We start from the raw sequence: 12,885 nt of genomic DNA on the forward strand, positions 1-12,885 counted from the left end.
CAGCCGGCATGACTGTCGTACCGGCACAGCAGACCGGCGGCGGAGGCGGCAGCAGCGGCCTCTACGACGTGCTTGAGCTTGTTCTGGACAGGGGGCTCGTGATCGATGCGTTCGTGCGCGTCTCCCTGGTCGGTATCGAGATCCTGAAGATCGACGTACGCGTCGTCGTCGCCAGTGTCGACACCTATCTGCGCTTCGCCGAGGCGTGCAACCGGCTCGACCTGGAGGCCGGGCCGCGCAAGGCCCCGGGCCTGCCCGACATGGTCGGTCAGGTGACCGAGTCCGGTGCCCGCGGCAAGTCCAAGGGCGCGCTGTCCGGCGCCGCCGAGACCATCTCCGACGCGTTCAAGCAGGCCCGTGACGAGGCCTCCGAGCGGGAGACCGAGCGCCCCCGGGCCCGCAGGACCGCGGCACCGCGCCGGAAGGAGGAGCAGGAGTGAACACCTACGTCTACGGCATCACGGCCGCTTCGCATCCTCCGCTCCCCGAGGGACTGGTGGGCATCGGCGACCCGCCGCGCCCCGTGCGCGTGCTGAAGGAGAGCGGGCTCGCGGCCGTCGTCAGCGACGCTCCCGAGGACCTGCGGCCCAAGCGCAGGGAACTGCTCGCCCACCAGAACGTGCTCGGCGAGATCGGCGCGGACGGCTGTGTGCTGCCGATGCGGTTCGGCAGTGTCGCCCCCGACGACCGGGCGGTCACCGGCGTGCTCGCCGAGCGTGCCGAGCACTACAAGGAGCGTCTGGGGGCGCTGGACGGCCGGGTCGAGTACAACATCAAGGCCCATCACGTCGAGGAGGCCGTGCTGCACCAGGTGATGGCCGAGAACCCGGAGATCCGCGCCCTCGCGGAGGCGAACCGGAAGTCGGGCGGCGGAAGTTACGAGAGCAAGATCCAGCTGGGCGAGATGGTCGCGTCCGCGGTGAAGGCCAAGGAGTCCGAGGACGCGGGCGCACTGGAGCGGCTGCTGGAGCCCGTCGCCGACGCGGTGAGCGTGGGTCCCGAGTCCACGGGCTGGCTCGCCAACCTGTCGTTCCTGGTGGAGCGGTCGTCGGCGGAGGAGTTCCTGGCCGCCGCGGAGCGGGCCCGCCGGGAGCTGCCGCACCTGGAGGTGCGCGTGAACGGCCCACTGCCGCCGTACAGCTTCGTCGAGCCCGGCCCCGCCCAGCCCGCCGGGACCGCGGCCGGCGGCGCGGACACCGGAGCGGGGTGAGGAACGTGGGACTGCTCTCCGAGGTCCTGCTGCTGCCGTTCGCCCCGGTGCGCGGCAGCGGGTGGGTCATGCGGCAGCTGCTCCGGGAGGCCGAGCGGATCTACTACGACCCCGCCACGATCCGGGCCGAACTGGCCCGACTCGAAGAACAGTTGGAAGCCGGGGAGATCACCGAGGAGGAGTTCGACCGGCAGGAGGACCAGCTCCTGGACCGGCTGGAGATCGCGTCGCGCATCAGCGCGGGAACGGGCAACGGGACGGCACCATGAATCGAGTGGGACTCGGCCTCGCGGTCGGGGCCGGATATCTGCTGGGACGTACCAGGAAGATGAAGCTGGCGGTCGCCGTGGGCTCCATGGTGGCCGGCAAGCGGCTGACCACGAGCCCGCGGGCGGTCGCCGACCTGGTGTCCCGGCAACTGCGGGACAACCCGCAGTTCAAGGAGCTCGGGGACCAGCTGCGGCAGGACCTGAGCGGCGTGGGCAAGGCGGCCTCGGGCGCGGTGGTCGAGCGGCAGCTCGACGCGCTCGCCGACCGTCTGCACGGCCGCACCGCAGAGGTGCGTGACCGGCTCTCGGGCGTCACGTCCAAGGTACCGGGCGCCGGAACCGACTCGGACTCGGACGCCGGCACGGCTTCCGAGGAAGACGAGGAACACGCGGACGAGGAGCCGACGGGCGGCGCCGACGAGGAATCCGGGGCCGCGGCCCGGAAACGGGACGGCCGGGGCGAGCGGCCCGCGAGGAAGGCCGCGCCGGAGGGACGAGAGTCCGCGGGCAAGGCGCCCGGCAAGAAGGTGCCCGCGAAAAGGGCCGGTGTGAGGGCGCCCACGAGGAAGACCATGGTGAAGAAGGCACAGCCCGCCGGGCAGCCGGCGCGGAAGAAGACGGCCGGGGCCGGGAGCACCGCCGGCGACACCCGGGCCGGGCGGCCGAAGGGCGGCGGTGAACGATGACGGACACCCTGGGATCCGCGGCCTCCGCGGCCGGCGGGGCGGCGAAGAAGAACCCCATCGGCGATCTCGCCCACAGTGAGGCTGCCGACCGGCTGAAGGCCGAGCTGCAGGACTACCTGTCCGCCCAGGCCCAGCGCCTGATGGTCGGTGCCGGACGGAAGCTGGGTGAGACCACTGCCAAGCTCAACGACATCGCGGAGGGCAACAGCCCCGGCCTCGCCAGGCTCGCCCTCGACGGCGGCCGCAAGCTCGCCGAGGGCAAGGGCCCGATGCGGACGGCACTGGAACTGGGCGGTTCCAAGGTGAAGGACAGCGTGGTCGGGGCCTTCAAGAACCTCGGTGGAGGCGGCAAGGGCAAGCGCAAGCGCGGCGGGGGCCAGCAGCCGACCGTCATCATCGAGTACGTCGACGTCGGCGTACCGCTGCGTACCGCCTACGACCAGTGGACCCAGTACCAGGACTTCAGCACCTTCGCCAAGGGCGTCAAGAGTGCCAGCCGTGCCGACGACACGACGTCCGACTGGCAGGCGAAGATCTGGTGGTCCAACCGTAGCTGGAAGGCGACGACCGTCGAGCAGGTGCCCGACGACCGGATCCACTGGACGTCGGAGGGCGCCAAGGGCACGACGAAGGGCGTCGTCTCCTTCCACCGGCTCGCGGACAGCCTCACCCGGGTCCTGCTGGTCATCGAGTACTACCCCTCGGGCTTCTTCGAGAAGACCGGCAACATCTGGCGCGCCCAGGGACGCCGGGCCCGGCTCGACCTGAAGCACTTCGTCCGCTTCATCACCTTCAAGGGCGAGGCGGAGGACAGCTGGCGCGGCGAGATCCGCGACGGCGAGGTCGTCCGGAGCCACGAGGACGCGGTCGCGCAGGAGGAGCAGGAGCAGCCGGAGGGCGAGGAGCAGAAGGGGGGCCCCGAGGACGAGGAGGAGGCCCCGCACGACGAGGAGGAATCCGAGGAGGAGCCCGAGGACGAGGAGGAGTACGAGGAGGAGTACCCGGAGGACGAGTTCGAGGAGGAGTACGACAGAGAGGGTGAGGAGGAGTACGCGTCCCGGGACGAGGACGAGGACGAGTACGCCGCCCGTGGGAGCCGTCGATGACGACACCCGGCCGGCTGCCCGAGCCCTACGGCCAGGGCCAGAGCGCCAACCTCGCCGACATCCTGGAGCGGGTGCTCGACAAGGGCATCGTCATCGCGGGCGACATCAGGATCAACCTGCTCGACATCGAGCTGCTCACCGTCAAGCTGCGACTCGTCGTCGCCTCCGTCGACAAGGCAAAGGAAATGGGGATCGACTGGTGGGAGAGCGACCCGGCGCTCTCCTCGCACGCCCGGCGTGACGAACTGACCAGGGAGAACGCCGAGCTGCGGGAGCGCCTGCGGGAGCTGGAGTCGGGCCGCGCACCGAGGGAGGCACCATGACCGGACTGCGGTACGTCTACGCCGTGTGCCGCCCGTTCGGCGCGGCCCTCCAGTCCCAGCTGAGGGGCGTGGCCGGCGACCCGCCCCGGCTGCTCAACCACCACGGACTCATCGCCGTCGTCAGCCACGTGCCCGAGACGGACTTCTCCGAGGAGGCCCTGCGCGCCCGCCTGGAGGATCTGGACTGGCTGGCGGCGACCGCCCGTGCGCACCAGCAGGTCATCGACGCGCTCACCGTCGTCACCACCCCGCTGCCGCTGCGGATGGCCACCGTCTTCCGGGACGACAGCGGGGTGCGGGTGATGATCGAGGAGCGGGAGGACGATTTCCGGCGCACGCTCGACCGGCTGGAAGGCCGGGTCGAGTGGGGCGTCAAGGTGTACGTCGAGGCGGACCCCGAGTCCGCCGCTCAGCCCGCTCAGCCCGCGCGCAGGGCCGCGTCGGGCCGGGACTACCTGCGGCAGCGGCGCATGCAGACGCGGGCGCACGAGGACCGGTGGGCCAGGGCCGAGGAACTGGCGGCGCGCCTGCACGAGACGCTGTCCTCCCGGGCCGACGACACCCGGCTGCACGCGCCGCAGAATCCCGCACTTTCCGGTGCCGCCGGACGGAACGTTCTCAATGCCGCCTATTTGGTGCGGCGGGACGTTTCCGAGGAGTTTGTGGAAATGGTGGACCGGGCGAAGGACGACGTCCCGGGAATTAGGGTGGAACTCACCGGCCCCTGGGCCGCCTATTCTTTCGCCGGAGAGGAAACCGCCCGGGAGGAAGACACGGGGACCCGGGAGAAGGGCGTGGGGCCCCCGGAGGAAGACGCGGGGGAGGGGACATGACGATCGTGGAACGCCGGGAGATCGCCCTGGTGGACCTGCTCGACCGGCTGCTCGCCGGCGGTGTCGTGATCACCGGGGACATCACCCTGCGCATCGCGGACGTCGACCTCGTCCGCATCGACCTGAACGCCCTGATCAGCTCGGTCAACGCCCAAGTCCCGTCACCCTGGAGGGAACTGACGTGACCGGACGCCGCAACCCCAACCGCAACCGGCTGGACCTGGAGCCCGACACGGTCGAGCGCGACCTGGTCAAGCTCGTGCTGACCGTCGTCGAGCTGCTGCGCCAGCTCATGGAACGCCAGGCGCTGCGCCGCTTCGACGAGGGCGACCTGAGCGAGGAGCAGGAGGAGCGCATCGGGCTCACCCTCATGCTGCTCGACGACCGCATGACCGAACTGCGCGAGCGCTACGGCCTGCGGCCCGAGGACCTCAATCTGGACCTCGGGCCGCTCGGGCCGCTGCTGCCCCGGGAGTGAGCCTCCCCGGGGCAGCCCCTCACCACCTGTACCAGCGGCCCCGTCCGCCGCCCGCGGTCGTGCCGCGGACCAGGAAGCCCAGCAGCCACAGGACCAGGACCACCAGGGCGATCCACCACAGTGCCTTCACGGCGAAGCCGACACCGAACAGAATGATTGCGAGAAGCAATACGAGCAGAAGCGGAACCATAATGTGAACCTCCTGCCGTACTGGTTTCCCGAAATTCATCGATCAGGCTTCTTTCAGGCTTCCTTTCGGCACAGGATTTCTCCGTGCAGGACGCTGAACCAGCCGTCCTGCCGCTTTCCCCACTCCCGCCACGCCGCGGAGACGGCACGCAGGTGTTCCGCCGTCGCGTGCCCGCCGTCCGTGGCGAGTCCGGCGTAGGAGGAAGCCAGGGTGCGGTCCGCCCACAGGCCGCTCCACCACTCGCGCTCCTCGGGCGAGGAGAACGTCCACGTGCTGGAGGTCGCCGTGACGTCCGTGAGCCCCGCCCGCAGCGCCCAGGACTTCAGCCGGCGCCCGGCGTCCGGCTCGCCGCCGCCCGCGCGGGCCACCCGGTGGTACAGGTCCAGCCAGTCGTCCATGCCCGGTGAGGCCGGGTACCAGGTCATGGCGCCGTAGTCCGCGTCACGGACGGCGATGAACCCGTTCGGTTTCGTCACGCGCTTCATCTCGCGCAGCGCCTGCACCGGGTCGCCGACGTGCTGGAGCACTTGGTGGGCGTGAACCACGCAGAAGGTGTCGTCGGGGTAGTCCAGGGCGTGCACGTCCGCGACCGCGAAGTCGACGTTGGCCAGACCGCGTCCGGCGGCCGTGGCGCGGGCCCGCTCCAGGATCTCCGGCGCCCGGTCCACGCCGGTGACGCGGCCGTCCGGGACCAGGGCGGCGAGGTCCGCGGTGATGGTGCCCGGACCGCAGCCGATGTCCAGGATCCTCATGTGGGGCTTCAGGGAGCCGAGCAGATAGGCCGCCGAGTTCTCGGCGGTGCGCCAGGTGTGCGAGCGCAGCACGGACTCGTGGTGCCCGTGCGTGTACACGGCGGTCTCGCGCGGCTTCGGCTGCTGCGGCATGGCTGATCCCCTCTTCCGGCATCGCGACGCGCCGGTGCACGGGGCACGCGGGCCCCGGCCGGCGGCAGGATCACCGTACGCCGATGCATCGCATTCTGAGACGCACGTTTCAGCATGCGGACCGCGTGGAGTGACGCCGGACGCTCAGCCGCCGGTCAGCGGACGGTAGACGGCGAGTGCCTCGGGCAGCTTCTCCAGCGTCAGATCGCCCTGCGTCTCGGTCAGCTCACCGTCGTACGCCATGAGGGTGCCGGGGGCGACACCGGCCAGACGGAGACGGCCCCGCTGCACCGCCGCGTGGGCGGGGGACCGGGTCAGCGGGCCGGCGAGGGCCGCGGAGAGCAGACGCAGCGCCGGCCGGCGGCCGCCGTGCACCACCCGGACGTCCAGCTGCCCGTCCGCCAGGTCGAGCCGGCGGCCCGAGGCGATTCCCCTGCGGTGGTACGTGCCGTTGCCCGCGAACAGCATCCACAGCGGACGCCTGCGCCCCTGGACCTCGGCCTCCAGCGGATGCCGGTCGGCGCGCAGCACCCGGACGGCCGCCAGCACACCGGCCGGCCACGAACCGATCAGGGGCGACCACCGCTCCCGCTCGCGCACCAGCTCCGGGTACACCCCGAGGCTGAAGGTGTTCAGGAACACGCCCTGCCGCCCGCCGGAGCGGAACCTGCCGACGTCCACACGGACGCCCTCGCCCCGCTCCAGCGCCCCGCACAGATCCCGCACGTCCTCCACGCCCAGGTCGTAGGCGAAGTGGTTGAGGGTGCCGCCGGGCAGCACCGCGAGGGGCAGCCCGTGCCGCAGGGCCGTCTCCGCGGCGGCGTTCACGGTGCCGTCGCCACCGCACACCCCGAGCACCCGGGCGCGCCCCGCCGCCCTCGCCAACTCCTCCCGGACGTCCTGCGGTTCGCACTCCACGACCTCGGCCTTCGGCAGCGCCTCGCACAGCGCGCGCACCCGGTCCGCGGTGCCCGAGCCGACGTTCGCCACCATGACCAGGCCGTCGCCCTCGGGCAGCGCCGGCACGTCGGCGCGCGGCCGGGCCGGCGGCAGCAGCTGGGCGCGGGTGGGCACCATGCCCCGTACGGCGAACGCGGCCCCCGCGCCCAGAGCGGCACCGGCCAGGACGTCGCTCGGGAAGTGGACGCCGGTGTAGACCCGGGAGAGGGCCACCGCGGCGGCCACCGGGGCCACCGCCGCGCCCCAGGCCGGGGACTCCAGCGCCACGCCGGTGGCGAACGCGGCGGCCGACGCGGCGTGCCCGGACGGGAAGGACGTGGTGATCGGCTGCCGCCTCAGCTGCCGTATCAGCGGCACCGGGTCCAGCCCGGGGCGCGGGCGGCGGACCGTGCGCTTGCCGAGGGTGTTGATGGTCAGCGAGGCGAGGCTCAGCGAGGCGACACCGCGGACGGCGGCGCGGCGTGCCCGCGGGGTGCGCGACGCGGCCAGCGCGGCGGCGGCCGCGAACCACAGCACACCGTGGTCGGCGCTGTGACTCAGCCGGGGCAGCAGGGGATCGGCGCCGGGCCAGTGGCGGCTGGCCACGGCATCGAACACGCGCTGGTCCAGCCGCAGGAAGACATTGCGGAAGGGATGCGGTCCGGGCGCCGGAGCGGTGAGGTCTACGTCGGGGCTCATGTCCGTCCGCCTACCCGGTGGGCGGCGATTCCTGCCGGGCGGCCGGCCCACCCCGGAAAAGCGGTTGCCGGGGCGCGGGCCGGACCAGAGAATCGCTGCTCATGGGCCACCTCGAAGCAGCGCACCTGGAGTACTACCTCCCCGACGGGAGGGCGCTGCTCGGCGATGTGTCCTTCCGGGTGGGGGAGGGGGCCGTCGTGGCCCTCGTCGGGCCCAACGGCGCCGGCAAGACCACCTTGCTGCGCCTGCTGTCGGGGGAGCTCGCACCGCACGGAGGGAGCGTCGCCGTCGGCGGCGGGCTCGGGGTGATGCGCCAGTTCGTCGGCTCCGTACGGGACGAGACGACCGTACGGGACCTGCTGGTGTCCGTCGCGCCGCCCCGGATCCGCGAGGCCGCGCGCGCCGTCGACGCCGCCGAGCACGCCATCATGACCGTCGACGACGAGGCCGCCCAGCTGGACTACGCGCAGGCCCTCGCCGACTGGGCCGAGGCGCGCGGGTACGAGGCCGAGACACTGTGGGACATCTGCACCACGGCCGCCCTCGGCGTGCCCTACGAGAAGGCCCAGTGGCGCCAGGTGCGCACGCTGTCCGGCGGTGAGCAGAAGCGACTGGTGCTGGAGGCGCTGCTGCGCGGCACCGACGAGGTGCTGCTGCTCGACGAGCCGGACAACTACCTCGACGTGCCCGGCAAACGCTGGCTGGAGGAACGGCTCGCCGAGACCCGCAAGACCGTGCTGTTCGTCTCGCACGACCGGGAACTCCTCGCCCGCGCCGCCCAGAAGATCGTCTCCCTGGAACCCGGCCCCGCCGGCGCCGACGCCTGGGTGCACGGCGGCGGCTTCGCCACCTTCCACGACGCCCGGCGCGAGCGCTTCGCCCGCTTCGAGGAGCTGCGCCGCCGCTGGGACGAGAAACACGCGCAGCTGAAGAAGCTGGTGCTGACGCTCCGCCAGGCCGCCGGGGTCAGCGACGACATGGCCTCCCGCTACCGCGCCGCCCAGACCCGGCTGCGCAAGTTCGAGGAGGCCGGACCGCCGCCCGAGCCGCCGCGCGAGCAGGACATCAGGATGCGGCTCAAGGGAGGCCGCACCGGCGTACGGGCCGTCACCTGCGAGCAGCTGGAACTGACCGGTCTGATGAAGCCCTTCGACCTGGAGGTCTTCTACGGCGAGCGCGTCGCCGTCCTCGGCTCCAACGGCTCCGGCAAGTCGCACTTCCTGCGGCTGCTCGCCGGCGACGACGTGGCGCACACCGGGAACTGGAAGCTCGGCGCGCGCGTGGTGCCCGGGCACTTCGCCCAGACCCACGCCCACCCCGAGCTGGAGGGCCGCACGCTCCTGGACATCCTGTGGACGGAACACTCCCAGGACCGGGGGGCCGCCATGTCCCGGCTGCGCCGCTACGAGCTGACCCGGCAGGCCGAGCAGACCTTCGACCGGCTCTCCGGCGGCCAGCAGGCCCGCTTCCAGATCCTGCTGCTGGAGCTGCGGGGCGTCACGGCCCTGCTGCTCGACGAGCCGACCGACAACCTCGACCTGGAATCCGCCGAAGCCCTCCAGGAGGGTCTGGAGGGCTTCGAGGGCACGGTCCTCGCGGTCACCCACGACCGCTGGTTCGCCCGCTCCTTCGACCGCTACCTCGTCTTCGGCAGCGACGGCCGCGTCCGCGAGACCGCGGAGCCGGTGTGGGACGAACGGCGGGTGCAACGGGCGCGGTAGCCGATCCGGCGGACGCTCACTCCTTCCAGCGCAGCAACGCCCCCAGGCCGCCCACGGGGGCGTCGTCCGCCTCCGGCGGCAGCGCCGGCGACACGGAGATCGCCGGGGCGCCGGTCATCACGGCCGAGCGCAGCAGGGCGTCGTCCGCCCGGGCCGACCAGGAGTCCTGCTCGCCGAGCGTCTTCAGTTCCGTACGGCGCACCGCCAGCTGGTCGGGGTCCTCGCCGATCCACACCTCGCGGTGGGTGTCGGGACCGTCCGGGATGATCAGCAGCTCGTCGATGCGGTGCTCCCGGGCGGCCTCGATCAGCGCGGGCACGCCCTCGACCGCGGCGGACCGTCCCTCGCCGTCCGGTGTGCGGGCGGCCAGGAACCTGTCCAGGTCCTCCCGTGCCCGCGCCCGCACGTGGTCGTCGCGCAGCCGCTCCACCTCGTCGTCGAGCAGCCTGCTGCCGCTGCCGCGCGAGGCCTCCACCACACGGTCCTGCAGCCGCTGGGGCAGCCGCTCGTGCACGGACCGCCGCTCCCGGTCGTCGCCCACCAGGATCAGCAGGTCGGCGCGGGTCTCCTCCTGGCACACGGCGAGCGCGTCCGCGATCTCCGCCGCGTTGTGCTCCCAGGTGTTCTCCACCCGCAGCTGGAAGTGCCGCTCCGACCAGTCGACGCTGCTGGTGCGGTGCACCGGCCACTGCCGGCCGCTCACACCGCCCGCGTCCGTGCTGCCCAGCGCGCTGCGCAGCTCGAAGTCCGCGCCTTTGCGGTCGATGTACGCCACCACACAGACCGGATCCTCACCCGCCAGCTCCAGCAGCGGCGAGACGTGCGGCAGCGGCGCCCAGTGGGCGGATGTGCCACCCCGCGGGGCACGCGCCAGCGGCGGATCGAGGACCACCTGCCCGGCACACGCGAACAGGGCCCGCCCGTGCTGGTCGGTCGAGTGGCGCAGATCCTCCACCGCCTCCCGCACCGCCCGGCACGTCGCCTCGTCCGCGCCCTGCGACGCGAGGTCCCGGGCCACCGCCCCGGCCATCAGCTCCCGTTCGTGCACGGTGTCCTCCGCATGCCGGGACAGGTCGACGTACACGGAGGCCCACGGCCCAGGATGTTCGTAGAGTGGATGCAGAAACGCGAGGTCCATGGCTCCCTCCCGGGTGCCGCTCGGGGGTGGTAGTGCTCACGGGGGCGGGTACCCGGACCGCATGAACGAACACGACACGCGGGACGACACCATGACCGGAGTGGACCCCGGGCGCCTGGACGACAACCAGCTCATGAAGGAGCTGGAGACCATCCACCGCACACGTCACGACACGCTGCTGTACGGCTCGAACGACGCGCTGCGGGCCCACAACGAGCGCATGGCACAGCTCGAGGGAGAGTGGCTGCGCCGCAATCCCCGGCGCCCGGTCGCCGCGGGCCGCACCCGGGAAGGGGCCCGGGAACGCGGGTGCGGAGGGTCGGCGACTCCCGGCGCCTGAGGGCCATCCGGGTCTGACGGCCACCCGGGTCTGACGGCCGCCCCCCGGAGCGAAGAACGCCCACCGGGCCCGCGGGCCCGGTGGGTGAGTGGTGCCGGCTCGCCGGCGTTCAGCCGCCCGCCGCGGCGAACTCCGCGAGGAAGGTCTCGCAGAACGCCTTCAGGTCGCCCGGCTTGCGGCTGGTGATCAGCTTGTTGGGGCCGTGGTCGCAGACCTTCACCTGTTCGTCCACCCAGGTGCCGCCCGCGTTGCGGATGTCGGTCCGCAGGCTCGGCCAGGACGTCAGCACCCGGTCGCGTACGACGTCCGCCTCGACGAGCGTCCACGGGGCGTGGCAGATCGCGGCCACCGGAAGGCCCTGTGCGAAGAAGTCCTTCACGAAGGCCACGGCCTTGTCGTCCATCCGCAGGAAGTCCGGGTTGGCCACGCCCCCCGGGAGCACCAGCCCGCCGAACGAGTCGGCCGACGTCTCGCCCACCACCTCGTCCACGGGGAACGTGTCCGCCTTGTCGAGGTGGTCGAAGGCCTGGATCCGGCCCGACCGCGTCGACACGAGCACGGGCTCGTGCCCGGCGTCCTTCGCCGCCTGCCACGGGTCGGTCAGCTCGACCTGCTCGACGCCCTCGGGCGCGGTCAGAAATGCGATGCGCATGGTGGTCTCACGTCCTTTCGTGCCGCGCCGGCGGTCTTCGCCGCCGGCGCGTGTCCGTCGTTTCCGCTCCTGTTGCGCGCCGGCCTCACGTCCCGTGCCGCGCGTCCGGTTCCGCACGGCTGATGTCGGCGAGCGCCGAGCCGGGATCCTCGGCCTCGGCCAGGTCGCCGAGGGTCACCATCCCGACCGGCAGCCCGTTCTCCACGACCGGCAGCCGGCGCACCGCGTGCTCACGCATCAGCGTGACCGCGGCCGAGACCGGATCGTCCGGGGCGACCATCAGGGGGTCCGGGGTGCAGACCGTCCCGACGCTCACCGCCAGCGGGTCGACGCCCTCCGCGACGGCCCGCACCGTGATGTCCCGGTCGGTGAGCACGCCCACGACGTCCTGTCCGTCCGCGATCACCACATCGCCGATGTGCTGGGTGCGCATCAGCTGCGCCGCCTCGACGAGCGAGGCGTCGGGGCGGACGGCGACCACACCGGGGGTCATCACGTCCCTCACGTACTCGGCCATCACCGCGCCTCCTGACGGTCCGGCTCCGGCGCGCCTAGGGGCTTTCCGGCCGTCCGGCCGGGCCGGGCTCCCCCGCCCCCGTCATGGCCTGCGCCAGCTCCTGGACGTTGCCGTAACGCGCCGAGGCCGGCAGCCGCTCCAGCCGCTCGACGAGGGCGTCCGGTGCGTTGCCGCGGCGCAGTGCCCGGGTCAGTTCCCGCGGGGTCGCCGGAAAGGCGCCACGGGTCAGGTTCCGGGCCAGCTCCAGGCGGAGCGTCTCCAGAACCGTCGGTCCACGGCTCGGCGTCACCGGGCCGTACATGACCTCCGGGTCGTCCTCGGCGGTCGGCTCCGGGTCGTTCCACTCCTCGGTACGGGTGGGGTGCCCGGACCTGAGCAGGCCCTGCAGCTCGTGCTTCATCTCGTCGTCGCGGTGGACACTCAGCCGGTCACTGCCTCGCTGCATGTCTCCCTCCAGATCCTCGGGGGTGGCCACCGCGTACCCGAACACCGCGGACCGACACGGGTTCACCCGGAAGGGCCCGGCCCGATTCCACCGGGCGGCTCCGGCCGGTGACCCGGCGCACACGGCACGTACGCGGGCCCGCACGGCGGGTTTGCCCGGCCCGTGCCGGGAACCCGGCCCGCATTCACCCCCCACGCCCGCCCTCTCGGGAAGGATGGACCATGGCGGTGCTGCTCGCTGTGTGCATCCCGGCCCTCATGCTCGGCGTGGTGCTGGCCCTGGGCCGCTACGAGGAACTCCTCCTGCCGCCGCCCGCCGAGCCCGCGGACGCCGCCCGGGACGCAGCGGAGAACACCTCGACCACACCCCTCTGACCCACCGCCCCGCGGATGACACGGCCCACAGCGCCGCCCACCCTCACCGCGCCGCCGGCCGCGCTGCGCCGCGCCGAGCCA

Annotated in this window: 19 protein-coding genes; 12 read left to right on the forward strand and 7 right to left on the reverse strand. The window is 72.7% G+C overall.

Annotation, left to right across the window (positions count from 1 at the left end):
• The first annotated feature begins 8 nt into the window (after positions 1-8).
• From H0H10_RS05885 to H0H10_RS05925, 9 genes are read left to right on the forward strand one after another with little or no spacing between them, the layout of a single operon-like run.
• Complete coding sequence (locus H0H10_RS05885) at positions 9-440, forward strand: gas vesicle structural protein GvpA (RefSeq protein ID WP_188179749.1); 432 nt, start codon at positions 9-11, stop codon at positions 438-440.
• Positions 437-1,210: a GvpL/GvpF family gas vesicle protein gene (locus tag H0H10_RS05890; protein ID WP_188179750.1), complete on the forward strand. Its 774-nt coding sequence runs from the start codon at positions 437-439 to the stop codon at positions 1,208-1,210. Before H0H10_RS05885 ends, H0H10_RS05890 begins: the two co-directional genes overlap by 4 nt.
• Before the next feature lie 5 nt (positions 1,211-1,215).
• On the forward strand, positions 1,216-1,479 hold the full coding sequence (locus tag H0H10_RS05895; RefSeq protein WP_188179751.1) for a gas vesicle protein GvpG: 264 nt from the start codon (positions 1,216-1,218) through the stop codon (positions 1,477-1,479).
• Positions 1,476-2,165: a DNA primase gene (locus H0H10_RS05900; RefSeq protein ID WP_188179752.1), complete on the forward strand. Its 690-nt coding sequence runs from the start codon at positions 1,476-1,478 to the stop codon at positions 2,163-2,165. Before H0H10_RS05895 ends, H0H10_RS05900 begins: the two co-directional genes overlap by 4 nt.
• Entirely contained in the window at positions 2,162-3,271 is a 1,110-nt protein-coding gene (locus H0H10_RS05905; RefSeq protein WP_188179753.1) for an SRPBCC family protein, read from the forward strand. Before H0H10_RS05900 ends, H0H10_RS05905 begins: the two co-directional genes overlap by 4 nt.
• Positions 3,268-3,594 (forward strand): gas vesicle protein, encoded by a 327-nt coding sequence (locus H0H10_RS05910; RefSeq protein ID WP_188179754.1) that lies wholly within the window; start codon positions 3,268-3,270, stop codon positions 3,592-3,594. Before H0H10_RS05905 ends, H0H10_RS05910 begins: the two co-directional genes overlap by 4 nt.
• The gene (locus tag H0H10_RS05915; RefSeq protein ID WP_188179755.1) at positions 3,591-4,427 is read left to right on the forward strand and encodes a GvpL/GvpF family gas vesicle protein; all 837 of its coding nucleotides are present in this window, start codon (positions 3,591-3,593) and stop codon (positions 4,425-4,427) included. Before H0H10_RS05910 ends, H0H10_RS05915 begins: the two co-directional genes overlap by 4 nt.
• Complete coding sequence (locus H0H10_RS05920) at positions 4,424-4,612, forward strand: gas vesicle protein (RefSeq protein WP_188179756.1); 189 nt, start codon at positions 4,424-4,426, stop codon at positions 4,610-4,612. The genes H0H10_RS05915 and H0H10_RS05920 overlap by 4 nt, the downstream gene beginning before the upstream one ends.
• The gene (locus tag H0H10_RS05925; protein ID WP_188179757.1) at positions 4,609-4,905 is read left to right on the forward strand and encodes a gas vesicle protein K; all 297 of its coding nucleotides are present in this window, start codon (positions 4,609-4,611) and stop codon (positions 4,903-4,905) included. The genes H0H10_RS05920 and H0H10_RS05925 overlap by 4 nt, the downstream gene beginning before the upstream one ends.
• A gap of 19 nt (positions 4,906-4,924) precedes the next feature.
• On the opposite strand, the gene H0H10_RS05930 is transcribed toward H0H10_RS05925, so the two are convergent.
• The 3 genes from H0H10_RS05930 to H0H10_RS05940 all read right to left on the reverse strand — a co-directional run bounded on the left by H0H10_RS05930 (position 4,925) and on the right by H0H10_RS05940 (position 7,617).
• The gene (locus tag H0H10_RS05930) at positions 4,925-5,095 is read right to left on the reverse strand and encodes a hydrophobic protein (RefSeq protein ID WP_188179758.1); all 171 of its coding nucleotides are present in this window, start codon (positions 5,093-5,095) and stop codon (positions 4,925-4,927) included.
• A 53-nt stretch (positions 5,096-5,148) separates the two neighbouring features.
• Complete coding sequence (locus H0H10_RS05935; RefSeq protein WP_188179759.1) at positions 5,149-5,979, reverse strand: class I SAM-dependent methyltransferase; 831 nt, start codon at positions 5,977-5,979, stop codon at positions 5,149-5,151.
• A gap of 144 nt (positions 5,980-6,123) precedes the next feature.
• Positions 6,124-7,617: a bifunctional phosphatase PAP2/diacylglycerol kinase family protein gene (locus H0H10_RS05940; RefSeq protein WP_188179760.1), complete on the reverse strand. Its 1,494-nt coding sequence runs from the start codon at positions 7,615-7,617 to the stop codon at positions 6,124-6,126.
• A gap of 101 nt (positions 7,618-7,718) precedes the next feature.
• Here H0H10_RS05940 and H0H10_RS05945 point away from each other — a divergent pair, with 101 nt between their 5' ends.
• The gene (locus H0H10_RS05945; protein WP_188179761.1) at positions 7,719-9,338 is read left to right on the forward strand and encodes an ABC-F family ATP-binding cassette domain-containing protein; all 1,620 of its coding nucleotides are present in this window, start codon (positions 7,719-7,721) and stop codon (positions 9,336-9,338) included.
• A gap of 16 nt (positions 9,339-9,354) precedes the next feature.
• On the opposite strand, the gene H0H10_RS05950 is transcribed toward H0H10_RS05945, so the two are convergent.
• Complete coding sequence (locus tag H0H10_RS05950; protein WP_188179762.1) at positions 9,355-10,476, reverse strand: baeRF2 domain-containing protein; 1,122 nt, start codon at positions 10,474-10,476, stop codon at positions 9,355-9,357.
• A 61-nt stretch (positions 10,477-10,537) separates the two neighbouring features.
• Here H0H10_RS05950 and H0H10_RS05955 point away from each other — a divergent pair, with 61 nt between their 5' ends.
• Positions 10,538-10,816, forward strand: a complete 279-nt coding sequence (locus tag H0H10_RS05955) for a DUF6158 family protein (protein WP_188179763.1) — start codon at positions 10,538-10,540, stop codon at positions 10,814-10,816.
• A 109-nt stretch (positions 10,817-10,925) separates the two neighbouring features.
• Here H0H10_RS05955 and H0H10_RS05960 read toward each other — a convergent pair whose 3' ends face one another.
• The 3 genes from H0H10_RS05960 to H0H10_RS05970 form a co-directional block, all read right to left on the reverse strand.
• A complete protein-coding gene (locus H0H10_RS05960) occupies positions 10,926-11,468 on the reverse strand; it encodes a type 1 glutamine amidotransferase domain-containing protein (protein WP_188179764.1) in 543 nt (180 codons plus the stop codon).
• 85 nt (positions 11,469-11,553) lie between these two features.
• A complete protein-coding gene (locus tag H0H10_RS05965; protein ID WP_188179765.1) occupies positions 11,554-11,985 on the reverse strand; it encodes a CBS domain-containing protein in 432 nt (143 codons plus the stop codon).
• Between the two features lie 34 nt (positions 11,986-12,019).
• A complete protein-coding gene (locus H0H10_RS05970) occupies positions 12,020-12,430 on the reverse strand; it encodes a DUF2795 domain-containing protein (RefSeq protein ID WP_188179766.1) in 411 nt (136 codons plus the stop codon).
• A 221-nt stretch (positions 12,431-12,651) separates the two neighbouring features.
• On the opposite strand from H0H10_RS05970, the gene H0H10_RS05975 reads away from it, so the two are divergent.
• A complete protein-coding gene (locus H0H10_RS05975) occupies positions 12,652-12,804 on the forward strand; it encodes a hypothetical protein (protein ID WP_188179767.1) in 153 nt (50 codons plus the stop codon).
• Positions 12,805-12,885: the final 81 nt, after the last annotated feature.

The organism is Streptomyces griseicoloratus, assembly GCF_014534645.1.
In the GTDB taxonomy this organism is placed as follows: Bacteria; Actinomycetota; Actinomycetes; order Streptomycetales; family Streptomycetaceae; genus Streptomyces; species Streptomyces griseicoloratus.